Source organism: Glaciihabitans sp. GrIS 2.15, assembly GCF_035984695.1.
In the GTDB taxonomy this organism is placed as follows: Bacteria; Actinomycetota; Actinomycetes; order Actinomycetales; family Microbacteriaceae; genus Lacisediminihabitans.
Genome location: NZ_JAXCHU010000003.1, coordinates 1 through 24,435 on the forward strand (window position 1 = coordinate 1; position 24,435 = coordinate 24,435).

Annotated in this window: 28 protein-coding genes and 1 pseudogene; 14 read left to right on the forward strand and 15 right to left on the reverse strand. The window is 62.5% G+C overall.

Annotated elements, in window-relative coordinates:
• Positions 1 to 181: 181 nt before the first annotated feature.
• Positions 182 to 520, reverse strand: a complete 339-nt coding sequence (locus RCH11_RS04620; protein WP_327055824.1) for a hypothetical protein — start codon at positions 518 to 520, stop codon at positions 182 to 184.
• 743 nt (positions 521 to 1,263) lie between these two features.
• On the opposite strand from RCH11_RS04620, the gene RCH11_RS04625 reads away from it, so the two are divergent.
• Entirely contained in the window at positions 1,264 to 1,971 is a 708-nt protein-coding gene (locus RCH11_RS04625; RefSeq protein ID WP_327055825.1) for a mycothiol-dependent nitroreductase Rv2466c family protein, read from the forward strand.
• A 45-nt stretch (positions 1,972 to 2,016) separates the two neighbouring features.
• Positions 2,017 to 2,328: pseudogene (locus RCH11_RS04630) on the forward strand (PaaI family thioesterase); the annotation flags it as partial.
• Positions 2,329 to 2,774: 446 nt separating this feature from the next.
• Here RCH11_RS04630 and RCH11_RS04635 read toward each other — a convergent pair.
• Positions 2,775 to 3,158 (reverse strand): RidA family protein, encoded by a 384-nt coding sequence (locus RCH11_RS04635; RefSeq protein ID WP_327055826.1) that lies wholly within the window; start codon positions 3,156 to 3,158, stop codon positions 2,775 to 2,777.
• A gap of 101 nt (positions 3,159 to 3,259) precedes the next feature.
• Here RCH11_RS04635 and RCH11_RS04640 point away from each other — a divergent pair, with 101 nt between their 5' ends.
• Complete coding sequence (locus RCH11_RS04640) at positions 3,260 to 3,643, forward strand: RidA family protein (protein ID WP_327055827.1); 384 nt, start codon at positions 3,260 to 3,262, stop codon at positions 3,641 to 3,643.
• 303 nt (positions 3,644 to 3,946) lie between these two features.
• Here the strand turns inward: RCH11_RS04640 and RCH11_RS04645 are convergent, their stop codons facing one another.
• On the reverse strand, positions 3,947 to 4,159 hold the full coding sequence (locus RCH11_RS04645) for a hypothetical protein (RefSeq protein WP_327055828.1): 213 nt from the start codon (positions 4,157 to 4,159) through the stop codon (positions 3,947 to 3,949).
• A 260-nt stretch (positions 4,160 to 4,419) separates the two neighbouring features.
• Here RCH11_RS04645 and RCH11_RS04650 point away from each other — a divergent pair, with 260 nt between their 5' ends.
• Positions 4,420 to 5,313, forward strand: a complete 894-nt coding sequence (locus RCH11_RS04650; protein ID WP_327055829.1) for an alpha/beta fold hydrolase — start codon at positions 4,420 to 4,422, stop codon at positions 5,311 to 5,313.
• Between the two features lie 200 nt (positions 5,314 to 5,513).
• On the opposite strand, the gene RCH11_RS04655 is transcribed toward RCH11_RS04650, so the two are convergent.
• Positions 5,514 to 7,109, reverse strand: coding sequence for an FAD-dependent monooxygenase (locus tag RCH11_RS04655; protein ID WP_327055830.1), 1,596 nt, complete (start codon positions 7,107 to 7,109; stop codon positions 5,514 to 5,516).
• 62 nt (positions 7,110 to 7,171) lie between these two features.
• Here RCH11_RS04655 and RCH11_RS04660 point away from each other — a divergent pair, with 62 nt between their 5' ends.
• From RCH11_RS04660 to RCH11_RS04670, 3 genes are all read left to right on the forward strand, one after another.
• Positions 7,172 to 7,774 (forward strand): TetR/AcrR family transcriptional regulator, encoded by a 603-nt coding sequence (locus RCH11_RS04660; RefSeq protein WP_327055831.1) that lies wholly within the window; start codon positions 7,172 to 7,174, stop codon positions 7,772 to 7,774.
• A 628-nt stretch (positions 7,775 to 8,402) separates the two neighbouring features.
• Positions 8,403 to 9,221, forward strand: a complete 819-nt coding sequence (locus RCH11_RS04665) for a DUF427 domain-containing protein (protein WP_327055832.1) — start codon at positions 8,403 to 8,405, stop codon at positions 9,219 to 9,221.
• A gap of 648 nt (positions 9,222 to 9,869) precedes the next feature.
• Complete coding sequence (locus RCH11_RS04670) at positions 9,870 to 10,097, forward strand: RNA-binding S4 domain-containing protein (RefSeq protein WP_327055833.1); 228 nt, start codon at positions 9,870 to 9,872, stop codon at positions 10,095 to 10,097.
• Between the two features lie 211 nt (positions 10,098 to 10,308).
• Here RCH11_RS04670 and RCH11_RS04675 read toward each other — a convergent pair whose 3' ends face one another.
• Positions 10,309 to 10,653 carry a VOC family protein gene (locus tag RCH11_RS04675; RefSeq protein ID WP_327055834.1) on the reverse strand — a complete coding sequence of 115 codons (345 nt, stop codon included), beginning with the start codon at positions 10,651 to 10,653 and terminating at the stop codon, positions 10,309 to 10,311.
• A 266-nt stretch (positions 10,654 to 10,919) separates the two neighbouring features.
• On the opposite strand from RCH11_RS04675, the gene RCH11_RS04680 reads away from it, so the two are divergent.
• Positions 10,920 to 11,231, forward strand: a complete 312-nt coding sequence (locus tag RCH11_RS04680) for a hypothetical protein (RefSeq protein WP_327055835.1) — start codon at positions 10,920 to 10,922, stop codon at positions 11,229 to 11,231.
• Positions 11,232 to 11,372: 141 nt separating this feature from the next.
• Here the strand turns inward: RCH11_RS04680 and RCH11_RS04685 are convergent, their stop codons facing one another.
• Positions 11,373 to 11,744, reverse strand: coding sequence for a VOC family protein (locus RCH11_RS04685; protein WP_327055836.1), 372 nt, complete (start codon positions 11,742 to 11,744; stop codon positions 11,373 to 11,375).
• 57 nt (positions 11,745 to 11,801) lie between these two features.
• On the opposite strand from RCH11_RS04685, the gene RCH11_RS04690 reads away from it, so the two are divergent.
• The 4 genes from RCH11_RS04690 (at position 11,802) to RCH11_RS04705 (ending at position 14,582) form a co-directional block, all read left to right on the forward strand.
• Positions 11,802 to 12,227, forward strand: a complete 426-nt coding sequence (locus RCH11_RS04690) for a MarR family winged helix-turn-helix transcriptional regulator (RefSeq protein ID WP_327055837.1) — start codon at positions 11,802 to 11,804, stop codon at positions 12,225 to 12,227.
• A gap of 419 nt (positions 12,228 to 12,646) precedes the next feature.
• Complete coding sequence (locus RCH11_RS04695) at positions 12,647 to 13,276, forward strand: NAD(P)-dependent oxidoreductase (RefSeq protein WP_327055838.1); 630 nt, start codon at positions 12,647 to 12,649, stop codon at positions 13,274 to 13,276.
• The gene (locus tag RCH11_RS04700; RefSeq protein ID WP_327055839.1) at positions 13,273 to 13,725 is read left to right on the forward strand and encodes a MarR family winged helix-turn-helix transcriptional regulator; all 453 of its coding nucleotides are present in this window, start codon (positions 13,273 to 13,275) and stop codon (positions 13,723 to 13,725) included. Before RCH11_RS04695 ends, RCH11_RS04700 begins: the two co-directional genes overlap by 4 nt.
• On the forward strand, positions 13,722 to 14,582 hold the full coding sequence (locus tag RCH11_RS04705) for an SDR family oxidoreductase (RefSeq protein ID WP_327055840.1): 861 nt from the start codon (positions 13,722 to 13,724) through the stop codon (positions 14,580 to 14,582). The genes RCH11_RS04700 and RCH11_RS04705 overlap by 4 nt, the downstream gene beginning before the upstream one ends.
• Before the next feature lie 419 nt (positions 14,583 to 15,001).
• On the opposite strand, the gene RCH11_RS04710 is transcribed toward RCH11_RS04705, so the two are convergent.
• Both RCH11_RS04710 and RCH11_RS04715 read right to left on the reverse strand, forming a co-directional pair.
• Positions 15,002 to 15,355 carry a DUF4913 domain-containing protein gene (locus RCH11_RS04710; RefSeq protein ID WP_327055841.1) on the reverse strand — a complete coding sequence of 118 codons (354 nt, stop codon included), beginning with the start codon at positions 15,353 to 15,355 and terminating at the stop codon, positions 15,002 to 15,004.
• Positions 15,352 to 16,155 (reverse strand): type IV secretory system conjugative DNA transfer family protein, encoded by an 804-nt coding sequence (locus RCH11_RS04715; protein ID WP_327055842.1) that lies wholly within the window; start codon positions 16,153 to 16,155, stop codon positions 15,352 to 15,354. Before RCH11_RS04715 ends, RCH11_RS04710 begins: the two co-directional genes overlap by 4 nt.
• Before the next feature lie 656 nt (positions 16,156 to 16,811).
• Here RCH11_RS04715 and RCH11_RS04720 point away from each other — a divergent pair.
• The gene (locus RCH11_RS04720) at positions 16,812 to 17,669 is read left to right on the forward strand and encodes an endo alpha-1,4 polygalactosaminidase (protein ID WP_327055843.1); all 858 of its coding nucleotides are present in this window, start codon (positions 16,812 to 16,814) and stop codon (positions 17,667 to 17,669) included.
• A 221-nt stretch (positions 17,670 to 17,890) separates the two neighbouring features.
• Here the strand turns inward: RCH11_RS04720 and RCH11_RS04725 are convergent, their stop codons facing one another.
• The 5 genes from RCH11_RS04725 to RCH11_RS04745 all read right to left on the reverse strand — a co-directional run bounded on the left by RCH11_RS04725 (position 17,891) and on the right by RCH11_RS04745 (position 22,102).
• The gene (locus tag RCH11_RS04725; protein ID WP_327055844.1) at positions 17,891 to 18,436 is read right to left on the reverse strand and encodes a GNAT family N-acetyltransferase; all 546 of its coding nucleotides are present in this window, start codon (positions 18,434 to 18,436) and stop codon (positions 17,891 to 17,893) included.
• Positions 18,437 to 18,834: 398 nt separating this feature from the next.
• Positions 18,835 to 19,962: a glycosyltransferase gene (locus RCH11_RS04730; protein ID WP_327055845.1), complete on the reverse strand. Its 1,128-nt coding sequence runs from the start codon at positions 19,960 to 19,962 to the stop codon at positions 18,835 to 18,837.
• Positions 19,963 to 19,973: 11 nt separating this feature from the next.
• Entirely contained in the window at positions 19,974 to 20,567 is a 594-nt protein-coding gene (locus RCH11_RS04735; RefSeq protein ID WP_327055846.1) for a TetR/AcrR family transcriptional regulator, read from the reverse strand.
• A 93-nt stretch (positions 20,568 to 20,660) separates the two neighbouring features.
• Complete coding sequence (locus RCH11_RS04740; protein ID WP_327055847.1) at positions 20,661 to 20,897, reverse strand: hypothetical protein; 237 nt, start codon at positions 20,895 to 20,897, stop codon at positions 20,661 to 20,663.
• Between the two features lie 650 nt (positions 20,898 to 21,547).
• Entirely contained in the window at positions 21,548 to 22,102 is a 555-nt protein-coding gene (locus RCH11_RS04745; RefSeq protein ID WP_327055848.1) for an MOSC domain-containing protein, read from the reverse strand.
• An 83-nt stretch (positions 22,103 to 22,185) separates the two neighbouring features.
• On the opposite strand from RCH11_RS04745, the gene RCH11_RS04750 reads away from it, so the two are divergent.
• A complete protein-coding gene (locus RCH11_RS04750; RefSeq protein ID WP_327055849.1) occupies positions 22,186 to 22,959 on the forward strand; it encodes a metallophosphoesterase family protein in 774 nt (257 codons plus the stop codon).
• Between the two features lie 50 nt (positions 22,960 to 23,009).
• Here RCH11_RS04750 and RCH11_RS04755 read toward each other — a convergent pair whose 3' ends face one another.
• Entirely contained in the window at positions 23,010 to 23,594 is a 585-nt protein-coding gene (locus RCH11_RS04755; RefSeq protein ID WP_327056189.1) for a recombinase family protein, read from the reverse strand.
• A gap of 301 nt (positions 23,595 to 23,895) precedes the next feature.
• A complete protein-coding gene (locus RCH11_RS04760) occupies positions 23,896 to 24,417 on the reverse strand; it encodes a hypothetical protein (protein ID WP_327055850.1) in 522 nt (173 codons plus the stop codon).
• Between the last annotated feature and the right edge of the window lie 18 nt (positions 24,418 to 24,435).

Sequence of the window (24,435 nt, forward strand, 5' to 3'; positions counted from 1 at the left end):
CGAGACACCTCTCCAGTCAAGACTGAGATCTGTAGCTCTCCGCGCTCTGTGACGGTTTTCTGTGATCGTTGCGTATCGTCGGATTTCCGGGCTCCCTGGCCCCACATGAGCGACGAAATCTTTGGCGAGGCGGGTACAGAAATGTCTCTTGTGACGATCGTGCTTGGCTCTCGGACGCTGGCTATTTTCCGCTTGTCCTGAGGTCTCGGCGGCGGAATCCGGCGACACTGAGAGCGAGCAATACGATCCCGGCTGTGCCGAGGGAGCCGGCTGTGCCGAGGGTGCCGAGGGTGCCGAGGGTGCCGAGGGTGCCGAGGTGGGATAGTTGAAGTGGCGAGCTGGGGTAGTGGCCAATCCACCAAAACGGGTCTAATGCGTTGATCACGTCGAGAAGGTTGAGCAGTCCGCCGAAGAAGCTTTGGACAACGGTTAGCCCGATCATCACCCATGGCAGCGCGGCGGCACCGGGAATCCAGGCGTCGAGCGCCGCGGTGAACACGACCAGCACGATGATGGCCACCGCGTAGGCGTCCGATTGCCGCCCTCGTGGCTCATCAGATTGATCCCCGCAAAGCCTGGGACCGCGTCGTTGTAGTCCGCCCAGGTGCGGATCGGGATCTGCGACTTCATCAAGGTCCCTGGCTTGAGAGGAGACCCGCCCAGGGACAGCAGCTTGCTCCGCTCTCCGGCCAGCCGGCGGTCGATCGTCGCCGCACTGATCCGCACCAACAGGGCCGCCTGCGCATCGGTCAGGTCGAGCAAGTCATCGTGGCGCCCGCAGCACCGCCCAACACTTCACCACCTTCAACGTCAACGCCGCCCGTAACGCCGCCCGGGCTATTCACGATGCCACCCGGTCAGCTCCACCAACCCGGTCAGCTCCACCATTTCATTCAGGATCCGGCTCTTACCGGCCCGAAAAGCGGCCCGATACGCGTGTGCTTTGTTCTTTGTCACAGCCTGCCACTGCGTCATTGTCAGCTTCATAGAAATGGGCGTGACCCTTATCCGACCCCTGAGTCGCACACCACACCGAAGCGGAGGATCTCATCTGAGGCAACGAATACGACTATGCGGAGGTTTCCTATGAGTCAACTCGATCGATTGATTAGATGTGGTCGGGAGCTTATTCTGGGCATTGGCACCGACCACCACTGCAACCCCGGGGAGCTATGCGGCCATTGAGTTCAGAAGAATTGCTGGCTTCTGAATTGAAAAGCCACAACCTCAGTCTTGTCTGTGCCCCTGACCTAGGAGGAAAACATGGACGCCGACATCAACTTCTACTTCGATCCGGTTTGCCCCTTCTCTTGGATGACGAGTAAGTGGGTGCGGCAGGTGCAGAAGCAGCGCGATTACACCGTGGACTGGCGGTTCATCTCTTTGCGCTTGATCAATGCCCAGGTCGGCTACGACGCGCACTTCCCTCCGGAGTATGAAGCTGGCCACACCACCGGACTCCGGCTCTTGCGGGTAGCTGCCCGGGCGCGAGCGGAGCACGGCCGCGAGGTGATCGCGCCGTTATACGCCGCCTTCGGGGCCCACATCTTCGACACTGCCCCGAACCCGGCCGACAAGCGGACCGAGGTTGAAATGCGTAAGTTTTGCGGGACGCGTGAGTTCGCGGAGCCGATCCTCGCCGAGGCGGGCCTACCACTCGGGCTGGCGGAGGCTCTCGACGACGCGTCATGGGATCTGGAAATTCAGCAGGAGACGGACGAGGCGCTCTCGCTGACGGGAAAAGACGTGGGCACGCCCATCATCCACTTCGAACCACCCGCCGGTTTCGCCTTCTTCGGGCCGGTGATCAGTCGGCTGCCACGCGATGACGCGGCGGCCGAGCTGTGGGACCATGTGGTCGGGTTGGCGCGCTTCGCGGGTTTCGCCGAGCTCAAACGCAGTCTGCGCGAGCCGCCACAGTTAGCCGCATTCGGTGTCGACGCCGACACGGACGGAAAGCAGGAGCACTAACACGGTAGCAGCGGCGGCAGAAGAAACGACCCCGCTCGTACGACACAGCCAGCCGGAGTGCTCCATGGCGGCGCGTCGGTCGCATTCGCAGAAACGCTCACATCGTTCGCGGGATTCCTTGCCGTAGACCGAGAGCACTTTCACGTCGTCGGAATGGAGATCAACGCGAACCATCTCAGGCCGGTAGCTGGTGGATGGGTGACAGGGACCGCTCGTCCCATCCATCGCGGCGGACGAGTTCACGTCTGGGAGGTGCGAATTTTCGACGACCAGGACCGGCTCGTCTGCATCTCGCGGTGCACCCTCGCAGTGATGGAGAAGCCCAGCGCATACACAACGCCGGGATCACGATCGTGAGTCTTGAGGTATCCTCATGACGTTCTGCGCGATGATCGTTCCCCAAAAGACCCGGCACGGTGTCGCTCTGGACGTTCCTAATTGACATGCGTCGGTGCTACGGACCGTTGAGTGGTTGTGGCCTGATCTCCGTGTCAACCAACCGGGAGCAGGGCCGATGATGCTCTCTTGGTTGGTGGTGTAACTCATGGTTTTGCGCTCTTTCAATCGACTAATTTTTCGCCCGTCTGGCAAGAGAATCGATTGAGAGCTGGAGGATTCGTAGTGCAGGGACCGTGGAATATTGCAAGCGCAGCGAGCATATGCCGCAAAGGCCCGGCTGGCAGAGCGTGGAAGCGAATTACCATCACCGGCCGGACAGAGAAAAAATAAAATGAGTACGCCAGCGAAGCGGTCTGCTGACGAATCAGAGCAAAAATGCAGGAGTCACGGGAGCACTCCGCGTGTCAGTCGATGATGGCGATCACGGCAATCGAGATCAGTAGTCCGGGGCGATCGACGCCGATCCGTGCCATTAAACGTGGTGGTTCCACATCGGGAAAAAACTCGCTGAACACCTCGTTTACGACCGGGGTGTCGTCGGAGCGAAAAAGTAACACGTGAACCATGACGGCGTCCGCGAGCTCCGCTTCCGCTGCCCGGAGGATCGACTGGCAATTCAGCAGAGACTGACGTGCCTGCTCCCGAATCGTCGGGCCGGCGAACTGACCCGTCTTCATATCCACGCCCATCGTCCCGCCGACGTAGACCGTATTGCCTGCCCTCACCGCCTGGCTGTAACGCGGGTCGTATTCGGGGGCTTCGGCAATAGAAATAACCTGCTTGATCATTTTGGAGCTCCTTCCGGGGATGCCGTGTGCACGGCACATCGTGCGCTATCGGTCGTCCCGAAGCTAGTCGACTTGTCCAAGGTGCGCGATAAAGTCTGCGCATGACGAAGCAGATCATCTCAACGCCGAACGCACCGAGCTCTTCGCTTTACAGCCAAGGAATCAGGGTCGGTTCGACAATTTACGTTTCCGGGATGATCGGCATCGACCAAACGACTACCGAGCTGGCGGGCCCGACAATCCAGGAACAAACCCGGCAAGCTGTACGCAACTGCGTAGCGGTCCTCGAAGCAGGCGGCGGCATCCGCGACGACATTGTCCAGATCACAGTCCTGCTCACCAACCCCGGCGACTTCACGGGGATGAACGAGGCATACGCTGGCGAATTCCCAACCAAGCAACCCACACGGGCGGTCGCCAAACTGGGCGTCGAACTGCCAGGCGTGCTCGTCTCGATCATGATGACCGCGCAGCTCGGCGACTAAGCCGCTCACAGCAATTACTGCGACGGACTGCTTCTCGTAAAAACGCACCCATGGAGACTTCGCGGCATCGCTGAGCGGCCAGCGACTGGTCGGGGGAAGCACGTCATCGTCGATGTAACGGCGTGCCTGCCTGTGATCTCCAAATCGATCTTCATCTCGTGGGTAACGGGGCCAGATCCGTTTTCCTGGTTTGCTGCTCTTGAAAATCGGTCGATTGGTGAAGTGCGCTCGTCGTGTGAATTGAACAGGGAGCGTGGTGGTGGACAGTCTGATTCGTTGGATTCCACCGCTCACTAACCTGACTCAAATCCCCCTGATTGCTTTGGCTTGGGCCGGTTCAGTCTGGCCCACGCCGGACCCGAGCACGTCTACACCGTGGATGTCATCGGTTCCAGCCCGGGGGCCGACCACGAGAACTTGCGGATCTTTGGTTAGCCGGTCCCTGAGCCACTCTCGATACTCAGGCACCCACGCAGCCGATGATTCGCCCACGAGGGCCGCGGCGAGAGGTGCCATCTCCGCCCCCCTGCGCCGTACCGCCTGTTGACGGCTCCCCGCGTGAAGCACCGCCGCGCCCAGTTATCGCCGCAGAGTGTTGGCGTCCGGAAGGTACCCGGTTTCCCAGAGCTGCATCACATTGCATCCCACTGGCATCGCCGGGCAATTCCTGAAAATCTTCGCAACGTAGCTCGATCATCCGCAAGTCGAATGCATGCGGGGCGATTGAGCGGGCGCCGCGCAGCGAGAGCCCAACGATGTGTGGCATTCTCGACGCCATGGCAATGACCCGACACCTGATCCCTCTGGCCGTTGGCCGCACCCTCGATGTCTTCATTTCCGGCGAGGATGGTGCGCCCTTGGTGATCGATCTTCCCGGTACGCCCGAGGGCCATCGCCTCAGTGGTGCCCTGGAGGAGGCGGCAGCAGCGACGGGGCTTCGAATCGCCTCGCTCGCGCGGCCCGGCTACGCCGGCTCCACCCGACTTCCCGGCCGAACGGTCGCCGACGTGGTGCCGGATGTTCTGGCGGTCGCCGACTCACTCGGCTACGAAAAATTTGCGGTCATGGGTAGCTCCGGTGGCGGGCCGCATGCGCTGGCCTGCGGAGCCCTCGCTGCAGACCGCTGCGTCGCCGTTTCGGTGGTGAGTGGTGTCGGTCCGTGGGCCGCGACAGGGCTCGACTTCCTCGACGGAATGGGAGAGGGCAACGAAATCGAATTCCGCGCTGCGCTCGAGGGAGAAGAACCATTGCGCGAGTTGCTCCTTCTCTGGCGGGAAGAGATCCTGGCGGCGGGAGTGCCGGGCATCTTCGCGTCCCTGCAGAGCGTTCTGAGCCCGCCAGACCAGAAGGTGATGACGAAAGACTTCGTCAGACAAATGCATGAGAGCTTCTCTCTTGCGTTGGAGAACGGCGTCGACGGCTGGGGTGACGACGACCTGGCCTTCACGCGTCCGTGGGGTTTCGATCTTGCTCGAGTGGCCGTGCCCGTCTTCCTCTGGCAGGGAGAACAGGACCTCATGGTGCCGCCGGCCCACGGTCGCTGGCTTGCCGACGCCATTCCGGGCTGCCGTGCGAGGCTGTTGCCCGATGACGGCCACCTCACCATGCTCCTGAATCGCCCGGCCGAAATCCTCGCGGATCTCGCCGCCGCGCTCCGCACCCGAGACTGAGACCATCGCGGAGACCGTTCCGCTTACGGGCGCCCTACTCAGCGGATATGCCAATGGCTGTTGGTTTCATCGATGGTACGGTAGGCCTGAGAGAGCCACGCTTCCCTGCTCCACTGAGACTTCAATCGAGGTCTTACATCGGGATGCTCCGAACAGTCCTGCTCTGCCAACGGGTTTATCCGCCCGCAGTACGGCGGAGGTCAGGCTGTAGGTAAGCCACTGCTCGTATCTGCGCCCGCTCCCGCGGCGCAGAGGGCGGTGCGTATTGCCGTCTTGAGCGCTGCCGCCTCCGCGCCGGACTGATCGGTATAGGGGTGGGGGCGACGCCAGGCGATGTGCCCGTCTGGCCGGACTAGGACGGCGCCGCCTGCTCGAACGCCGTAGCGTTCGGCCCAGCCGGGCGCGTCGACTCGGTGGAAGCGCAACGGTGTCGCGGGGTCGGCGCTGATTTTGCGCGCGGCCTCCGCCCAGCCGGCACCTGTGTCGGAGAGCAGAACGAGATCGGCGCCGAACAGGTCGAGGGTGGATTGGCGCCGCCGGGCGTCTAGCCACAAGTGCGGGGCGCGGCAGCCCGGGCGGGCGGTCGGGGTGTAGTCCGAGCCGGGGGCGTCGGGGTCGGGGGCAGTAGGGTCGTCGTCCGTGATGGCCGCCGAGACGTACCGGTAGCCCATGTCGATCTGGCGCATCGAGCGTTGGGGCTGCGCCGGCGGCCGGCCGGCGAAGGTTTCCCACATCGCCCGGGCCTCGGCGGCCGTGCGACGAGCGACCGGTAGCCGCTCGGCCTCGTAGGTCTCCAGCAGCGAGTCACCGGCCCGGCCATCGAGCGCGGCGGCGAGCTTCCAGGCCAGGTTGTGGGCGTCGTGCATCGCGGTGCTCATCCCGGTCGCCCCGGCGGGCGGTACCCGGTGGGCGGCGTCTCCCACGAGGAAGACCGGGCCGGACCGCAGCCGCCGCGCGGTCTGGGCGGCTGCCGTCCAGACGCGGTGGCCGAGCACCTCGACAGGAAGCCGTGAGTCGCCGATCGCCGTGCGGACCTTATCGGCGGCGTGCGCTCCGTCGGGGTCAGCGGGGTCGACGGGGCCGCTGAGCACCCACCGGTCGTCAGGGTGGGTCCACAGCAACACCGAACTTGAGCCGGTGAGGACGTAAAGGCCGTGCGGGTTCCGCCCCACATACGGGCTTAGGTCCGCGCGGAAGGCGATCCAGGTGCGGGTGCCCAGGTCGGGCTCGCCGTCCATCGGGATGCCGAGCCGGCTCCGGACGCCGCTGTGGACGCCGTCCGCCGCGACCAGGTAGCGGGCCTCGACGCGCTGCTCGCGCCCGCCGTCGGTCTCGACCACTGTCGCGACGACACGGTCGGGGTCGACCTCCAGCCCGGTGAGCTCCATACCCTGCCGTACGGTCGCGGTCGGCCGGTCGGCGGCGTGAGCGTGGAGCTGTTCCTCCAACACGTCCTGGGCGACCGCGAGCCCCTCACACGGGCTGACGTCGTCGTCGACCGCCGCGCTGAACCGCTCACTGCGCGCGGGGGGTGGGGCGCTCAGCACGGAGTGCCACCGCACGCCCGGCGTGATCGGCAGCTCGACCGCCCGCAGCGCGTCCTCCACCCCGCAGCTGCGCGCGATCTCCATTGCCCGAGCGTGGATCCCGCGGGCCCGCGGCAGCGTCGAAGGCCGCGTCCGCTTGTCCACCAGCAATGATGGGACCCCGTGTCGGGACAGCAGCAACGAGAGGGTCAGGCCCGCGGGGCCGCCGCCCACAATCAGGACCGGTGTCATCGTTGGCAGGGCACCCATGGTTGGGTCCGCCCCTTCTCGTCATAGTAAAGCTAGGACTACAAGAGTGCTACTTTGAAGAGGTGAATGTCAAGGTCGGCCCCACGCACCGGCAGCGCCAGGCGGCCGCGACCCGCTCTCTGATCGCTGCAGCCGCCCGGCAGTTGTTCGCCGAACGCGGCTACGTGGCCACAACCATCGCGGCGATCTCCGAGCGGGCCGACATCCCGGTCCAGACCGTCTACTCCGCGCTGGGCAGCAAGGCGAACATCCTGCAGGAGGTCACTCGCCTGGCGATCGAACCCCTCGCCGTGGCCAAGACGTGGGTGCAGGCCGCCGCCGGGACTCCCGAGGAGGGCTTGCGGATCAGCGCCGGCCTGCAGCGGCACCAGTACGAACAGATGTACGACGTCGTGACGACCCACCTCGAGGGCGCCCGCGTCGACGCGGACATCGCGAGGATCACCGCCGGCATCCTCACCAACCGCGAACGCGGGGTCGGGGCGTACCTGGAGTCGATCGCAGCGCACCTGCGGCCAAGAATGGACGCCGCGCGAGCGCTGGACGTCTACCTCACCCTCGTGCTGCCCGAGGTCTACCGGTCGCTGGTGCTAGAGCGCGGCTGGACCCCGACACAGTACGAGACCTGGCTGGGGAACCAGCTCGTGCACCAGCTGCTGCGGTAGGGCCCACGCCCGAGCGCCGGGCAACCGTGGCCGGCGTCAGTCGTCGTTCCAGCGACGCAGAGAAGATTCGCGGTATTCAAGGGTGCCCAGCCAGCCGGAGGCCCCGGCCCGCCGCCGCGCGTTCACCGCGAGGGACTGACTTTCGGCGCCAGACCCTACATGTCGATGCGTCAGTCAGCGTTCCCAAGTGACACAGCGTCGACACGCTTGCTCCATGCGTAAATTGGCCTTCGCCCAGTCGCGCTGAAGGTCCCGCCTGGTCACGATATGACACATCAATATCGGGTGTACGCCGGTCGAACGAATCAATCGAATCGAGTAGCCCCTATGGGCACACAGAAACTGCCTGAATTGCTTTTGCTAACCCTTGCCAGCCCGGTCGGCGCTCTGATTCGCGAGCACATTCTTCTTCGTCACAGCCCGCCGCTGTGTCATCATCCACTCCATAGAACCGGGCGTATCCCACATCCGTATACCCATTCCCGAACCACGCCAAAGCGGAGGTCACCAAATGAGGCAACGAATGCAGCAACGCGAAGGTTTTCTATGAGTCGATGCGGACCATTGCCAGATCGGCGGCGCGCGTCTACCCTGTGAACCATCACGATTCCGATGGAGGAAGTATCCCATGGCGACTCGGCTCGGGGAGATGATGCCCAGGTCATCCAGCGAACTCCGGATCGAGCCGACCACAAAGCGGATCCGAGCGTTTCTTGGTGGTAAGCCGTTGGTCGACAGCGAACGCGCGCTGCTCGTGTGGGAGCCTCGGCGCGTGGTCCCCGCCTACGCGGTTCCCCGCGCAGACATCCGCGGCGCCATCGACGAGCAGCCCGAGAGGCGAGCGCTGCCCCAAGCCGATTTTGATCGGATTCCCGAGTGGCATCCGGGCATCCCGTTCTCAGTGCGTGAGACCGGCGGGCACGAGGTGGCTGTGTCCCCGCCCAGCAGCGACCGCCGGGTGTCAGCTTTCGTTGCGGACGACCCCGACTTGGCCGACTACGTGATACTCGACTTCGCCGGCTTCGACGAGTGGCGGGAAGACGACGACCCAATCATCAGTCATCCTCACAGTCCATTCTGGAGAATCGACATTCGCAATACCCTGCGCATTATTCGTATTTCCCTCTTCGACGAGATTCTCGCGGAGACCGGTGCTGGTCGCCTGCTCTACGAAACGGGCCTACCCGTGCGTTTCTACCTACCCAAAGAGCATGTGCGGGTGGAGTTGCTACCGTCAGAGACAGTGACGCTGTGCGCCTACAAGGGCGCGGCGCAGTACTACTCGCCCATTGTCGCCGGCGTTCCGAAGAAGGATCTGGCATGGTCGTACGAGCGGCCGCTGATCGACGCCCAGAATGTCAAGGGCTATATCGCCTTTTTCGATGAGCGGGTGGATATCACGATCGACGGAGTCGCCCGCCCTCGTCCCGTTACGCACTGGTCCTAGGCCGGGAAAACTCCGGTCAACGCACCCGCGCGAGCCGCCTCACATCGCGCGCACCTCCAGCTCGACCGGCCCCGCACCATCCACTCCGAACACGATTCGACGGTTCGCGACCTTCTCGCTGAAGAATCGATCGTGGCTCACGACCACGATCGCGCCCGGGAAATCAGGAAACGCGGCGTTCTGTGCTCCGGTCGCGGCGTGGATTGACCTCGGGTGGAGTCCGAAGTTAATCTCGTCGATGTTGGTGTTCCACTTTGCTGATGATCAGACTCTGCGGGTGAGTCAGTCCCCTCGGGACTCTATGGTCCATATTCCTTGTTCCGGCGAATTGATGTCCCAGTTTTCAAAAGTGGCTCCACTGGCGTGGGTGGCGCCGTGCGCGTTAGCGCGATCGAACCGTATACCGCTGGGTGAGATCAGCGAGGTCACGACGTCGCTTCCTGGCCAGGCCACGCCGACATGGATCGACGTTCCAGACACGGCGAGCGTCCGAGTCAGGGTCTGGCCTTGATTGATGACGAATGTCGGCTGGATGGGCTTCCCCTATGACACATCGTCGGCACGGTCGGTGGTTGGGTCGTGTGGCCCCAGATCTGTCCCGCTGCACGTCCGGCTCGCGGGCGGCACCTGGTCGGCTGGCATACCCGAATGACGAACCAGACCCGTGTAGTCGACGTCCCGATCGGCGGAGAGTTCGTCTGCTTGGGGCGGTTCCTGAACTTCGCTGGACTGTTTGACTCCGGTGGGCACGTGAAAGACGTCATCGCCGACGGCTATGTGACGGTGAGCGGAGAGGTCGATCGCCGCCGAGGGCGGCAGTTACAGCTCGGCGACATTGTCAGTTTCGAGGGGCGCACGGTCCGCGTCTGCACGTGAGATATCGATGCGGATGCGGGCAGGGCACTAAAATCTTTCGACTGACACAGACGTTGCGGAGTCACGGATGGACCGGTAGACGTTCCCCAAAAGACCCGGCACGGTGTCGCTCTGGACGTTGCCCTTGCGGGAGTGAGCGGGGTCCGGCAGCAGGCGAGCGTGTGCGTCAAGCGGAACCATGAGCGGTGGTGCTCGTCTGGTTTGGCGCGGGTTAGCTGCGTGTGGCGCGATCGTGAACAGTGACTGCGTACCCGTCGGGATCTTGAAAAACGAAAGTCATTCCGAACGGGCCCTCGAAGGGTTCTTGGAGGATGGTCACACCGGATTCTGCGACAGTTTGGTGCAGCGCGACGGCCTCAGGATCATGTAGCCAGAGCGCGACGCCGAGCCCTAGCTGACCGGATTCGAGATCAACTCCCGGTGTGGGGTCGCGAACCGCGAAGGTCGGCTGGGTGTCGAAGACGACGGCGTGCGGAGGCGACAATGGTGCCCGGGTCAGACCGACGGTGTTCTTGTAGAAGGCTGCGGCTTTCTCGAGGTCGCGTAAGCTCTTCATGAAGGGCGCCATCCGGGAAAAGTCTGTCGACCTGTTTGCCCTGTTGAGGTTCCCGCCTGGCACAGCATCGGGAGCATCGGCCCAATGGATCGCTTACCGACCGATCCCACGTGGGCGAGCGTCTATTGTGGCGAATGAACTGTACTAAACCTGCATGTTCCGTTCACGAGACTCTTCCGAAGGGCACTGAAGAAGGGCAGTTGTTCTACATCTTGAAGCAGATCGCCAATCGTCTCTGTCCACCGTCATACTCCTGGTAGGCAGTCGTGAAATACATCCTTGTCCTGCAATGGCCCGGCATCTCCGAGTCTGACTATGACGCACTCATCGCCATGGAGGATCGGCTGGAGGCCGACCTCCCGTTCGCTCATGGATTCGTTGACGGTCACGACTTTGGCTCAGGTGAGATGAACATCTTCATTCACACGGACCAACCTCTTGACGCTTTCCGCGATGCGACGCTTGTTCTGAGCGGTGACCCACGATGGGCGGACGTCAGGGCGGCCTATAGGCCCACCGAGGGTAACTACTTTGTGCTGGTATGGCCCGAAACTCTTCTGGAGTTCTCGGTGTCATGAAACACATTGTCGAGAATCGCGGTGCGACCAGGGCAGTTGCGATAAAGGTTCCCCGTGCGGGAGTGAGCGGGGTCCGGCAGCAGGTGAGCGTGTGCGTCAAGCGGAACTATGAGCGGTGGTGCTCATCCGGTTTGGCGCGGGCTAGCTGCGTGTGGCGCGATCGTGAACAGTGACTGCGTACCCGTCGGGATCTTGAAAAACGAAAGTCATTCCGAACGGGCCCTCGAAGGGTTCCTGAAGGATGGTCACACCGGATTCTGCGACAGTCTGGTGCAGCGCGACGGCCTCAGGATCATGTAGCCAGAGCGCGACGCCGAGCCCCAGCTGACCGGATTCGAGATCAACTCCCGGTGCGGGGTCGCGAACCGCGAAGGTCGGCTGGGTGTCGAAGACGACGGCGTGCGGAGGCGAGAATGGTGCCCGGGTCAAACCGACAGTGTTCTCGTAGAAGGCTGCGGCTTTCTCGAGGTCGCGTACCTGTAGGGCAATGAAGTCGGGACCGGTGACAGCCATAGTGATTCTCTTTAGATATCAGAATTCTTTGATTGAATAGTATGTCAGGATTCTTACATGAGCAACCGGGAGCAGCAGGTCGGATACGTGTTGAAGGAGGCGCAGTCTTTGCTTCGACTTCGCATGGAGGAGGCGCTGCACCCGTTCGCCCTCACCGTTTCCCAGTACTCGTGTCTTCACCACTTACTTCGCGAGCCGGGTATCTCCGCTGCAGGGCTGGCCCGCGCCACATTCATGACGCGCCAGTCTATGAACTCGATGCTTCAGCAATTGCTCGAACGTGGATTGGTCGAACGTCCCGCCCGCCCCGCGAGCGGTCGCGCTCTGCCGACCGCACTTACGGCGGCGGGTGTTGATCTCCTCTCCGCCGCACAGGCTGAAGTGGACGGAGTCGAAGGGCGGATGCTTTCGGGACTTAGCCCGTCAGGCCGCACCTCGCTCACTCGCGGGCTCAACGCTTGCGTGAAAGCGCTGGGAGGCTGAGCTTGGGAAGGGCCACTTACGTCCGCGACGGCCCGTAAGACGTGCCGCTTGCGGACATGAACTGGCTGGGCAGACGACTTCGGAAATTTGTGCGGACGACTTCGGAAATTGACAGGGCTGACTGCAGCGGAACTCATCACCGTCGGAAGGAATCAATGCATAGAATCCGGGCCTGAGTTTCGCTGCAAAAGCCGATTCGAAGATTCGCGAGCAGCCGCGCTCTGACTTGGCGTGAGGGAGATCGTGGTCCCGTGTGCCGAATACGAACGATATCGACATACGGCTTCTGCTGCGCCGACCGTCAGAATCTGTCCGCCGGCGTGCGGCGATGCCCCGACAACCCGTACGCTCGGGGACGGGACGACACCGTTTAGTCGCTAAAGTAAAAGGGGAAGGCTGAACGTGGGGAGTTTCCTGTGATGACTATTGCTCTTTTCGGTGCGACGGGCAGGACGGGGCGGCGGGTGTTAGAGCGGTTGCTCGATGCCGGTCACGAGGTGCGTGTGTTGGTGCGTACCCCGTCGAAGCTGCAACGCTCCGATGCCCGACTCGCCGTCATTCAGGGGGATGTGACCGATCCCGGCGCGGTGGCGGAGACGATCGCTGGCACCGAGGCCGTGGTCAGTGTCTTCGGACAGGTGAAAGGGTCTTCGCGCACGGTGCAGGCGGAGGGCACGCGCACGATTGTCGAGGCTATGAAGAGGCTCGGCGTGCGTCGGTTGGTGACGTTATCCGGTGGGGGTCTGCGGGATTCGCACGACCGGCCGAAAGCGGCGGACAAGATCATCGTTGTCCTGCTCAAGCTTCTCTCGGGCCACGTGCTTGCCGATGCGCAGGGACACCTGGAGGTTCTGAAGGCGAGTGGCCTGGAGTGGACAGTTGTGCGGGGGCCACGCTTGACTGAGAAGCCGGGGACCGGAAACTACCGCGTCGGGTGGGTTGGGGTCGATGCCGGAACACAGGTGAGCCGGGACGACCTCGCCACCTTCATTGTCACTCAGATCGATGACCGCTCCTTCGTGCACGCGATGCCGTTCGTCAGCCAGTGACCGAACCTGTGCACCCGGAGGCCGCCCGTTCAGCCCGGGTCGCGGCTGTGATCGAAGCACTCGTGAGTATTTCTAAAGACATTGCCGCTGAGCGCCGTACCCCGTTCGCCGGTGAAGAGTTGCACCGTTCGCATTTGGCGATTCTGTTCACCCTCGCGCACAGTGCGACCCCGGTCACCTCGTCGAGGCTGGCCGCCGTCCTGCATGTCACCGCCGGGGCCGTGACACAACTGCTCGCGCCACTGCGCGCTGCCGGCCTCGTGGAAACGGTCGCACACCCAAAGGATGCCCGCTCGCGGATCCTCCACCTGACCTCCGAGGCGTGCGTGGGATTGGCAGAATACGAATCCACCATTGTCGCCGCAGCGCTGCCGCGGTTCGCCGAGCTGACGGACACCGAGCTGCACCAGCTCGCCACCCTGTTGAAGAAAGTAACCGACCCACCATGACCGATCCCGCCGTGTTCGTGACCGGCGCGAGTGGCACCGTCGGGGCGTCCGTCGTCGAAGAGTTACTTGCCCGTGGAAGCCGCGTGGTCGCGGCAGTGCGACCCGGTGGCGATCCTGGTCGGCTGCCGCAGGGCGCGGTACCGCGTCAGTTCGAGTTCGGAGCGACCCCGGCCGGGCATGCTGAGGCGCTGCAGGGTGTGGACCGGCTGTTCCTGATGCGGCCGCCGCCAATCGAGGACGTACGCACTTACCTGTTCCCGCTGATCGATGCGGCGGTAGCCGCGAACCTCACCCAGATCGTCTTCCTCTCATTGCAGGGGGTGCAGGGCAACCGGAAAACCCCGCATCACGCAGTGGAACAATACCTGCGTCAGGTGGGTGCCCCGTACACGTTCTTGCGGCCAAACTTCTTCATGCAAAACCTATCCACCACTTACCGCGTCGGTATCCGTGACCACGGTGAAATCTTCCTCCCCGCCGGCCGCTCGCGCACCGCGTTCATCGACGCCCGTGACATCGGCCGGGTCGCCGCGGTGGTCCTCACCGAGAGTGGGCACACCGGTAAGGCGTACACCCTCTCCGGCGAACAATCGATCAGCTACCGTAACGTCGCCGAAATCCTCTCCGGCGTGCTCCGCCGCCCCATCCGCTACAACCGGCCCTCCGAGAGCGAGTACCTCGCCCGACTCGCCGCGGACGGGCAACCACCGGACTACATCGATGTGCAGAAGATGATCTACCGAATCGTACGCTGGAACATCTCCGCCTTCCCCAACCGGCAAGTCCGAATGCTGACCGGCAGGCCTGCCACCACATTCCACCAGTTCGCCACGGACTACCGGGCGGTCTGGGAGTAAAGCGTCCCGGATTTTATGCCGCGTTCTTCCTGGTGGAAAGACAAGATTCAGGCCGAGAAAGTGCCCGGTCGAGGTTCCCCTGCGGGCACCCTCACTGCCCCTTCGACGCAGGATCTGCTTGCGGGTATGTGGTCCCTGCTGTACGGACAGCTTGGCGCGGTCCCGCGACGGACGTCACCAACCGCACACCTGGTATGAGCTTGGGCCGGTGCCGAACCGAATCCCCCGGCGCGATCGCTGCCCAGCGGATCGGTCGGTGGCTCATGAGGTCAGCTTGGCAGGAGACGCACGTCGACGAACATGCCGGCCGGCGGTGCTGTGTATGGCAGCGGGTCGCCGCCCTTGTTCTCGTCGCGGGAGTCCGAAAACGGCCCTTCGGGCGCCATGAGCATCCGCATGTGGTGGTCGGCGTGGTCACGCTACCACACGCTCATCCCGAACGTCGGCTCGAGGCGCAAAGCCTCCCAGGACCGCCAGAGAGCATCGAGGCGACTGAATGCCTCCGGAAAACGCCACCACTCGGCAGCCCACCGATTCGGCCCCTGCGGGCCTACTCGACGTGAGTACGTGTAGCGCAGGCGCTCACGCACGAACTCGTCGACGGAGCCGAAGAACAACAGCGTCGGCTCGGCCGCGGCATCCGCCGGCGCCGGGGCGTCATCGGCCGGGGCCTGTCCATCGGCGCTACCAGGTCGCTGAGGCAGACGCATCGTCGACTTCGCCGCAGGCGGAGCTGGTGGTTCCTCGTCCCATTCCTTGACATCGGACGTCACTTTCCGCCCTCCTGATCGCTCTCAGGGGCAATCGCGGCCACCGGAAGCGCCGTCGACGGTGCGGCGGCCGCCAGAACCGTCCCAGACGGATCGTGAGCGGCGATGGACGCGCGAACCGCGGCCGCGTGCTTGCCTTTCATCCAGGGCACTGTCTCGATCAACGCGGCCGGCGTTCCCGAGGGCAACATGACTGCGCGGCCGCGCGGTAAGGCTGATAGTTCGGCGGAGTCCAGGATGCGCTCACGGCGCAGCTGGTGGTTCGTCGATCGGATGCCGCGGTTGTAGCTCACGGACGCCGTCGACTTGTCGTAGTCGCCCACGAGCTCCGAGAGCTCGCGGAGGAAGTCGGCTTCCGCCACTCCCCCGAGGTACAGCTTCACGTTCGATGCCGACCAGAGCTTTCGCATGCCCTCTCGGCCGAACACGACCTGGCCCTGGGCCCAGGACTGGAACAGCGACATGATCGGGATGCCGCGTGAGCCGTAGTGCGAGTACAGGTCGGGCAGGTTCTTCCAGCGACACACGTTGGCGGCTTCGTCGAGCACGACGAGCATCGGCACCGCGAGACGCCCGCCGGCCTGCCCGGTGGCGTACTCCTCAGCTGCCTCGACAACTGCGGCGGTGAGCGCGGTCACCAGGGCGCCGGCGCTGCCCTGGCCCTCCTTGGACAACGAAAAGAGAGTGCCCGTGCCGCGCACGAAAGCATCCGGATCGAACTGCGGCCGGCGATCGCCAGCGAAGTTGTTGCCAAGCGGCGCTACCCAGCGCTCAATCGCACGGATCTTCAAGCAGGATGCCATTTGCCGTGCAGTCCCATGGACGCCGTCTCGCTGCTTCTCCGGCGACATTCCGCTTACGGGCGGGCGATCCGGGTGAAAAGTGGGCTCGGGCGTGGTCTCGCGATTGTCGGAAATGCCGCCCGGTGGTCGTCCCCATTTGACTGCTTCCGCATCTCGGTGAATCCCTCTCAGCGTCGCTAGAATTCCTTATGAAAACGGAGTCGTCAAATACCCTTCAAGACGAAGTTGATGGGCGAAGCCGCGGGCCGCACAACATAGAGCTATACGAATCGCATTCGACGTGGCCACCATCGAGGCATCCCATTCAAAAACAAAATTCGGCGTTGGTTGCGGCGGCGTAGTCGCGCGGCGGCAGGCGTCTCGCCGATCTGGTCCGGTTCAACATGTCGCCCCATTCCCGAAGCATAAAGGCGGCCTAGACCCTGGCGACGTCGGACTGAACTGAAAGTCATAATCGTCTTCTCGTAAATGTTCGCCTGTGGACTTCCTCGTTCCAAATTCAGGATCGTCGCAATAGGGGTTCCGAAGCGACACCGCATCGGCATTGCCACGGGTTACAGTCGAATGGTGAAACAAGCGAGTGGACTGGGCGCCAAAGGGATCGAGGGCGAGGGCGAGGGCGAGGTCTTGGCAGCAGGCAAGCTACGCTCGCTAGCGTGACACCCGTCCGCATCCTTCTCGGCGCTACAGTGATGACGGCCGTGCTGCTCGTCACCGCGGGATGTGGTTCGACGAGGGCGACTGCGAGGTCTTCGGATCCTTCGAGTCCGTCAAAGGCGGCACCGCAACTGCCGCCTACGACGGGCAACTTCGACTATCAACTCGGCGAGGCGTACGCACCCGCGAGGGGCGTGACCGTCGTAACTCGCGACAGCACGTCCAAGCCCGCGAAGGGCGTCTACTCGATCTGTTACGTCAACGGATTCCAGACGCAGCCAGGGTCACACTGGCCGACCAGTTTGATCCTGAAGACGAAGTCGGGCACGCCACTAGTCGACCCGGGCTGGCCTGACGAGCACATTATCGATATTTCCACGCCCGCGAAGCGGTGGACGGCGGCCGCCCGTATTGCGAAATCGACGGACCTCTGCGCGAGTAAGGGATTCGCAGCCGTGGAGTTCGACAATCTCGATTCGTATTCGCGGTCGGAGGGAGCCCTGACTCTCTCGCAGGCCGTCCTGTACGCCACCCAGTTGGTGAAACACGCACATTCGAAGGGGCTTGCGAGTAGCCAGAAAAACACCAGCGAGCTCGACACCCGGGGCAAGATGCAGATCGGCTTTGACTTTGCAACGACCGAGGAGTGCGACGCCTACAACGAGTGCGGGTTGTTCACCAAGGTTTACGGCGCGCATGTGCTCGATGTCGAGTACAGCGACAACCTGCTTGGCACATTCGCCCAGGTGTGTGTGCGGAAGGCGACGCCGCCGCAGACGATCCTTCGCGATCGCTTCCTCACGACTCCCTGGGGGGCGGCTTACGTTTACAAGACCTGCCGACCCGGAATCAGTTGAGGCGAGGCGACTCAATCTTCGAAACAGATTGAAAATATTGCCTACAAGCTGAACAATGCCGTGGCTTCGCCACACAGCGAAAGTCATGAACTCGGCCGCACGATACGGCGCCAGAGCTGAGTACGTTTGCCCGCAAGACGTTCTGCTTGCGACACATGCCAATGACCTGGTTTGACGACGTCGTATCCGCGGTTGTGAGGTAGTTCAAAATTTTGATCGGTCTACGAGACCTTTGAATCCTTTCGATCGCTCCATTCTGATCGGAGAATTCCCATCACCACGATGTCCTCGTAATGTCCCCGGACCCAAGCATGCTCGCGCTGATGCCCTTCAATAATGAAGCCTGCTTTCTCGTACGCCCGAATGGCGGCGGCATTCGATTCGATTGCCTGCAGGTGGATACGTCGTAGGTTGCGTCGCACAAATCCGAACTCCACAATTTGTGAAATAGCGGAAGTCCCTATGCCCCGGCCCCGCGAATCCGACACGAGAGCTATTCCCACCTCGGCGTGGCGAGACAAATTGTCAAAATCGAATAACGAAACGCTTCCGACAACGACACCATCAACATCAATCGCGAACTTTACTGCTCCTTCCGAGGATTCGAGATCGGAGGCTGACTGCTTTTCGTCGAACTTGGCTCGACTCATTGTGCCCGGCGATGCCGGACTTCGTTCTTCCCACGTCGCGAGGTCGGCTGCCAACGGAAACAGCACACTGAGATCTTCCCCGGTAATGGGCCGGAGCATCACAGGTTCGTCAGACATGATGTGCATGCTACAGCAGGCCAGTTTTTGGGACCGGTCGCGGAAACTATCTCGGAACTATCCTCACGGTTGCGTTCGCCGTTCCCGCTGCGTACGCGGAGGGGCAGTGCAGGCGACTTTGGATGTCCGTGCAGGTGACCTTGTGAAATGTCAGCTGGGCCAGGCGCACGGTGAAGAACTCCGTAACCTTCACCGGCGCCCTCCACGAATGTGATTTCGGATTGCGGTCCTTCACTGACGCCGGAGAGACCATTATTCCTGCCGGCCTGGTTCTCGCCAATAGCAGACCACCCGCCGACGTGGCCAAAAATCTCTGAGTCTCCCTGCCGACCGTCGTTCGATGGATCCACGCACACGCCCGCTAACGTAAGGTTTCATCCCTTTCTGCAGCGACCCTGTCAACGACTGGGTGTTGGAAACATCAGCGACTGGAGCAGCTGCGCAGCCGTCTCCGTACCCTGGGTGGCGCGGATCGCTTTCCCGAGGCGTTGAGCCTCGCGCCGACATGAGTCATCGGCCAATACCCGTTCGATGACAGTTCGGATCTCGGCCGGGGCCGAGGACGACGGCAACGTCGCCCCCGCCCTCTCTTCCTCGATCGCGCGTCCGATGAGAACCTGATCGAACATGAGGTTGATTGGCAGGATGACGAGGGGTAGATCGTGCGCCAAGGCCAGCATCGTGGTCGAGTGCCCGCCGTGCCCAACGACGAGGGAGACGGTGGGCATCACTTCGGCATGGGGGAGATAGCGGTGCAGCTCCGCGTTTGCGGGCGCTCGCAGTTCGTCGGGCTCGACTGCCGGACCGGTCGTGAGGAGCACTCGCACGGGAAGATCTCCGACGGCGTCGAGGACTTTTTGGAGCACTTGGGCTTGCCCGGCGACATAGGTTGTGCTGAAACTCACCAGGATCGTCGGGGTCGCTGAGGCAGCCGGTGACGTCCTATGCCGGGCGAGTTCCGGCAGCACTGGCCCAGTGTAGGAGAGCGGCACTGCCGATTTCGGATGAGCGGGTCGGTCCAGTTCCTCGAGGGTTGCGACGATGACCAGGTCGGCTTCGGCCCACAGCTTTCGCGGACGCAGGCCGGAGATCCGTGCGACAGCCCCCGGGGCGCCACTCGCCATCTTCCGATCGACGGCGGTGTAGAGGGAGTGCACGAGCACCGCTCGGCGAAGACCCGCCCGTGCTGCAGAGTTCAGCGCTCCGAAGAGCAGGCAGTCGATGACGACCAGATCGGTTGGCGTCTTCTTCACTTCCTCAACCAGGTCGCGGCCGAGTCCGCGACCGGTGAGGAGGCGAAGAAAGCCGATCGCGTTTGTGACGGCGCCCCGTTTTCCTGTTGCGGTCCACGGGCCTGGTTTGCGGTAGGAGGCGAAGGCGAACCCTGCTCGCTCAAGGGCCTCGCGCTGCTGCTCCTGGCCGAGGAAGCGCACCTCTTCACCTCGATGCAGCAGTTCCTGCGCTATTCCTACTGCCGGAGCGACGTTTCCGCCGCCATCCCAGGTGACAAAAAGGATTCGAGACATTTCCAGTTCCTTCATTCTCTCGGTGACGCGAGGATCGCATCGACCAGATGCCGCATTCTCTGCTCGGTCAGTTCGCGGCTGAGGCCGCGGTCGCGACGCAGGAGTTTCCAGGTGTAGACATCGGTCGCGACGACCAGCAAATCGGTGACGACCCGATCCTCGGGGCCGGCATGATCGGCAAGCTCGGGGCCGAACACGCTCTCAACCCAGTCGCGGTGAAGCTGCTTGCCCGGCATCGTGATGCCCCGGATGCGCTCGTCGGAGCCCTCCTGGCCGAGTAGAGCGATCACCCAATCTCCTCTGGTCTCGTAGTGATCGATGATCACCCGCACTGCTTCGGCAATGTCGCCCACCGGGGCGGCGCGTTCGGCCATAACCTCGGCACCACCGAACTCGACGGCGGCATCAAACAGGCCATCGCGACTCCCGAAATGGCGAAGGATCGTCTGCACGGTCACCCCTGACCGGTGAGCGACATCGGCGAGCACGATCTCGACGGTCAGTTTCTCGGTTGCGAGTTCCAGCACCGCTTGCAGAATGCGCCCCTGAGTCTCGGCGACGGTGATCGAACGTTTGGTCATGGAGTAGTTGCGCTCAGAATTCATGTTAATGATAACTAATAGCAAATTCGGTTGAAAGTCAACGGCGTTCCCCAGCCAGGTGCCACCCGTAGCCGCGACGCGAGGACGCTCATGCGCTCAGAGTCGCCCGTCGGCAGTCTTTGCCAGGGCGACCACACGATCCTGCGATCCGTCAGCAACGATCACGATCGAGACGCATGAATCGCCACGGTAGAACCCGATGCTCGCGACAGGTTCCTTAAACACGCCGAATGCGGCATCGCCGATCCCGCTGAGCTCAACCATCGCCGCACCATCAACCGATGCCGCGCACATTTGGTCGTACACACCCTTTCCCGCGAGCGAGAGGTGCACGCTGACAGTTTTTGGGGACGCCCCAAACGTGTACGCGCTCCCTCCGGTCTGAACGACATCGGTACCCGGTTCGGGATCGACGCCCAGAGCGGTGCTGACATCTTGTTCTGTCACCAAGGAGCACGCGGTGTTCGCAGTCTGAGAAGCGGTCAGCGCTGGGCCGCTGGATGAGGGAGAAGCCTTAGGTGCACGGGGGACGACGCGTCAGCGGCGTTGGTCAGGTTGGGAGGCCGCTGCTGCATCCGGCGAGCAGCAAGCTGCCTGACACGCACAGGACTAAAGTTGCGACAATGCGCTGGCGGGGATCCCTCATCATAATTGCTCCGTTAGCGTGCAGAACACGGACGAGATGTGCTGATCGGTTGGTCAACTAGTGAGCCCATTGGAAATTCGTATTAGTGCAAACTAATATTAATTTCAGAGCAAAGTCAACGTAGATCCATGGCGGGAACCGGAGGGCGATTCCCCAAAAGACGCGGCACCGTGTCGCCGTGGACGCTCCTCTGGTGACCGCGGAATCGCCGCCCGATAGACGTTCGGCTTACGGGCGGCCGTATCGGTCGAAAAGTATGCTTTGGGGTGCTTTCGCGAGGGCACGAAATCGCGTCTGTCGATCGTCCGGTTTGCGGGCTTCAACGGCCCAATTCCTCTCACACTCGATCGAGCGCGTGGTGTGGCTCTTGCGGGAGGTCGACAGTGATTTTGTCGCCCGGTCGGATAACTCCGGATTGCAGAACAATTCCCATAATTCCGGCTTTGCGAATTACTCGCCCTTCGTCATCGTGTCCCACCATCGTCTTCAAAAGTCCAGGTTCGAATGCATTGATCTGAGCACACGGATTTCGCAGTCCGGTGACTTCGACCAGAGCGTCATGGCCGATCTGAAGTCGGGCACCTCGGGGCAAGGCTAAAAGGTCAATGCCGGCGGTGGTCACGTTCTCGCCCATGTCCCCAGGTCGAAGAGTGAACCCGACAGCGGCGACCTCTGCAAATAGTTCAGAGTGAATGAGGTGAACTTGACGGAGGTTCGGTTGGGTGGGATCTGCGGCCACTCGCGACCGGTGTTGAACAGTCACCTCCAGGTGGGCGTCTCCCTCGACACCAAGCCCTTCCAGCAGCGTGATTGCCTCACACGATGGCTTCGTAAATCTATGTGCGGAGTCGCGGCTCACAGACAAAACGACGGCAGACAGCGTTTGCTCCATGAACGCAATCATTCCAGTTGCTTTCAAGTGGCCAATGAGGGTTCAGCTTCCGGGCGAGAGCGCGAGGCTGACAGACTCGTCGTATGCCCAAGTCCATCGCTGTTCTATCGGATATCCACGGGGTTCTTCCCGCCTTGAATGCTGTGCTGGCCCAACCAGACGTCCAGAACGCGGATCTCATCGTCGTCACCGGTGACCATGCCGCAGGCCCACAACCGTCAGAAGTCCTCGACCTCCTGACGGGACTCGGGGACCAGGTATTGCTCGTCCGAGGGAATGCCGACCGCGACATCGTCACTCTCGCCCAGGGCCACTGGCCTGCTGATGTTGAGCCGTTCCCAATCGATGCCTGGGCCGCAGCTCAACTCTCAGCGGCCCACATCGAATTACTCGCGGCCTTGCCGCACCCGGTCTCGGTAGATCTGGACGGGTTTGGATCGGTCCTGTTCTGTCATGGGACACCTAGGGACGACGAGGAAGTCGTGCTCGTAGACACCCGACTATCGCGGTGGTCGGAGGCATTCGAGGGCCTCGGCCCAGAGACTCGAGCTGTGGTCTGCGGTCATACACACATGCCGTTCATTCGACTTGTTGACCGTCGATGGGTTCTCAATTCGGGAAGCATCGGCATGCCCTACGGGACCCCTGCTGCGTCATGGGCGCTATTGTCTGAGTCGGGCCTCGCGCTGCGCCGAACAGCTCTCGATTCGCAGACCATTGCATCAGAAATTATCCAGTCGAGCACCTACCCGAACATCCGGGAGTGGGTCGATGAATACATACTTGCGATAGCCAGTGACGTTGAAGCGATCAATGCATTCGGTCCACGAGACGGTCGCGGCAGAACACCCGCTTGACGTTCCCGTGCAGGCACAGGTCTCGGCAGCGAGATCGTCGATGGTTCTGCTCAGTGTCGTGACGCTAATTGTCGGTCGATGGTCCGGTAGACCGTCGAGCGGGCGACGTTGAAGAGTTCGGCGATCTCGGCCGTTGAGTGTGTTCCCGCGTCATGGATCTCCATCAAGTGTCGTTGCTGTGCGGTGGAGAGCTTTGGTTGCTTTCCGCGCAGTCTCCCTTTGGCCTTGGCCACCTGCATGCCCTCCCGTGTTCGGGTCCGAATCAGATCAGACTCGAACTCGGCAACCATGGCCAGTACGTTGAAAAGAAGTCGTCCGACCGGGTCGTTCGGATCATGGACGGATCCGCCGATGCTGAGTTTCACATCCTTGGCGGTGAGTTCGTCGATGATGTCTTTCGCATCTCTAAGGGAGCGTGCCAGCCGGTCGAGTTTGGCGACGACCAACGTGTCACCCGCACGGCAGGCGGCGAGTGCCTCGCGCAAACCAGGTCGCGCACGGTTCGTACCGGTCAGACCGTGATCTGTGTAGATCAGCGCGGGTCGGACTCCGAGTCGTTCGAGGGCATTCTGTTGAGCCGTCAGGTCTTGTTCGTTCGTGGATACGCGGGCATACCCGATTAGTAATTCATTCAGGGGGGCACTGTGATCGTGCGGCCCGGATTGCTCAGGAATCGGATTGCGAGTCATCGGCCGCGCAGTTTCAGCGGGGCGAAAGAATGGTGCCGTCTACCGAGCATTATTTACTTTCGGGATATTATCGGTCCAAGGACCGAGTAGCTCGTCGCAACCGCCGTCGAGAATCGGGCACGCATCGCCCTGGAATACCATGACCGCTTCCTTCCCTCACGCCTATCTCGCAGACCCGCGGTCGAAAGTCCCGAACGGGCGGGCCTCATAGCTTTGTCGTGCGCCGCGAAGCGGGCGACGGACTGACTTAGTAGGAAGGTACGACGTGGTCCCCGAGGCCATACGCTGAAAGCTCGAACGTCGTGGCGGGAACCAGCACAGGTTCGCGGCCCCCACTGGCGAAGCGGTAGCGGGGTGCGGACGGTTTGGCGTTGCCGCCTTCGAGCCCCACGCGCGGGGTCAGCGTCCCATCGGGCCGAAGGACTTGGTCCTTGTAGCGGGCACCGACGGCGATAAGGATCGTGCCGTGCACTTCGCGTGGGAGGCGCGGAACGGAGAGTTCACCGCGGACGTCGAGCAGTGCATCGTCGGCGAGCTGGGGTTGAGCGAGGACGAGTCCGCTGGAGTAGAGGGCGCCGCCGGTGTCGATGTGGAGCCAGTCACGGATGATGCCGCTGGTGATGAGGGTTCCACCGGGCTCGATGTGGACGCCGTCGTAGGCGTGTCCAAGCAGTCGGACGCGCCCGCTGACGTGCAGAAGCCCGTCCGCGTCACCGTGGATGACGCGCTCATCCCCCATCTGTCCGACCCTTACCGTCGTGTCCTTCACGGTACGCCCAACCTCGGA

What these genes read in the sequence shown, in the direction of transcription:
- RCH11_RS04625 (WP_327055825.1), top strand. Translation starts at nt 1,264, where the DNA reads ATGGACGCCGACATCAACTTCTACTTCGATCCGGTTTGCCCCTTCTCT.
- RCH11_RS04635 (WP_327055826.1), bottom strand. Translation starts at nt 3,158, where the DNA reads ATGATCAAGCAGGTTATTTCTATTGCCGAAGCCCCCGAATACGACCCG.
- RCH11_RS04640 (WP_327055827.1), top strand. Translation starts at nt 3,260, where the DNA reads ATGACGAAGCAGATCATCTCAACGCCGAACGCACCGAGCTCTTCGCTT.
- RCH11_RS04645 (WP_327055828.1), bottom strand. Translation starts at nt 4,159, where the DNA reads ATGGCACCTCTCGCCGCGGCCCTCGTGGGCGAATCATCGGCTGCGTGG.
- RCH11_RS04650 (WP_327055829.1), top strand. Translation starts at nt 4,420, where the DNA reads ATGGCAATGACCCGACACCTGATCCCTCTGGCCGTTGGCCGCACCCTC.
- RCH11_RS04655 (WP_327055830.1), bottom strand. Translation starts at nt 7,109, where the DNA reads ATGGGTGCCCTGCCAACGATGACACCGGTCCTGATTGTGGGCGGCGGC.
- RCH11_RS04665 (WP_327055832.1), top strand. Translation starts at nt 8,403, where the DNA reads ATGGCGACTCGGCTCGGGGAGATGATGCCCAGGTCATCCAGCGAACTC.
- RCH11_RS04670 (WP_327055833.1), top strand. Translation starts at nt 9,870, where the DNA reads ATGACGAACCAGACCCGTGTAGTCGACGTCCCGATCGGCGGAGAGTTC.
- RCH11_RS04675 (WP_327055834.1), bottom strand. Translation starts at nt 10,653, where the DNA reads ATGAAGAGCTTACGCGACCTCGAGAAAGCCGCAGCCTTCTACAAGAAC.
- RCH11_RS04685 (WP_327055836.1), bottom strand. Translation starts at nt 11,744, where the DNA reads ATGGCTGTCACCGGTCCCGACTTCATTGCCCTACAGGTACGCGACCTC.
- RCH11_RS04690 (WP_327055837.1), top strand. Translation starts at nt 11,802, where the DNA reads ATGAGCAACCGGGAGCAGCAGGTCGGATACGTGTTGAAGGAGGCGCAG.
- RCH11_RS04695 (WP_327055838.1), top strand. Translation starts at nt 12,647, where the DNA reads ATGACTATTGCTCTTTTCGGTGCGACGGGCAGGACGGGGCGGCGGGTG.
- RCH11_RS04705 (WP_327055840.1), top strand. Translation starts at nt 13,722, where the DNA reads ATGACCGATCCCGCCGTGTTCGTGACCGGCGCGAGTGGCACCGTCGGG.
- RCH11_RS04715 (WP_327055842.1), bottom strand. Translation starts at nt 16,155, where the DNA reads ATGGCATCCTGCTTGAAGATCCGTGCGATTGAGCGCTGGGTAGCGCCG.
- RCH11_RS04725 (WP_327055844.1), bottom strand. Translation starts at nt 18,436, where the DNA reads ATGTCTGACGAACCTGTGATGCTCCGGCCCATTACCGGGGAAGATCTC.
- RCH11_RS04730 (WP_327055845.1), bottom strand. Translation starts at nt 19,962, where the DNA reads ATGTCTCGAATCCTTTTTGTCACCTGGGATGGCGGCGGAAACGTCGCT.
- RCH11_RS04735 (WP_327055846.1), bottom strand. Translation starts at nt 20,567, where the DNA reads ATGAATTCTGAGCGCAACTACTCCATGACCAAACGTTCGATCACCGTC.
- RCH11_RS04745 (WP_327055848.1), bottom strand. Translation starts at nt 22,102, where the DNA reads ATGGAGCAAACGCTGTCTGCCGTCGTTTTGTCTGTGAGCCGCGACTCC.
- RCH11_RS04750 (WP_327055849.1), top strand. Translation starts at nt 22,186, where the DNA reads ATGCCCAAGTCCATCGCTGTTCTATCGGATATCCACGGGGTTCTTCCC.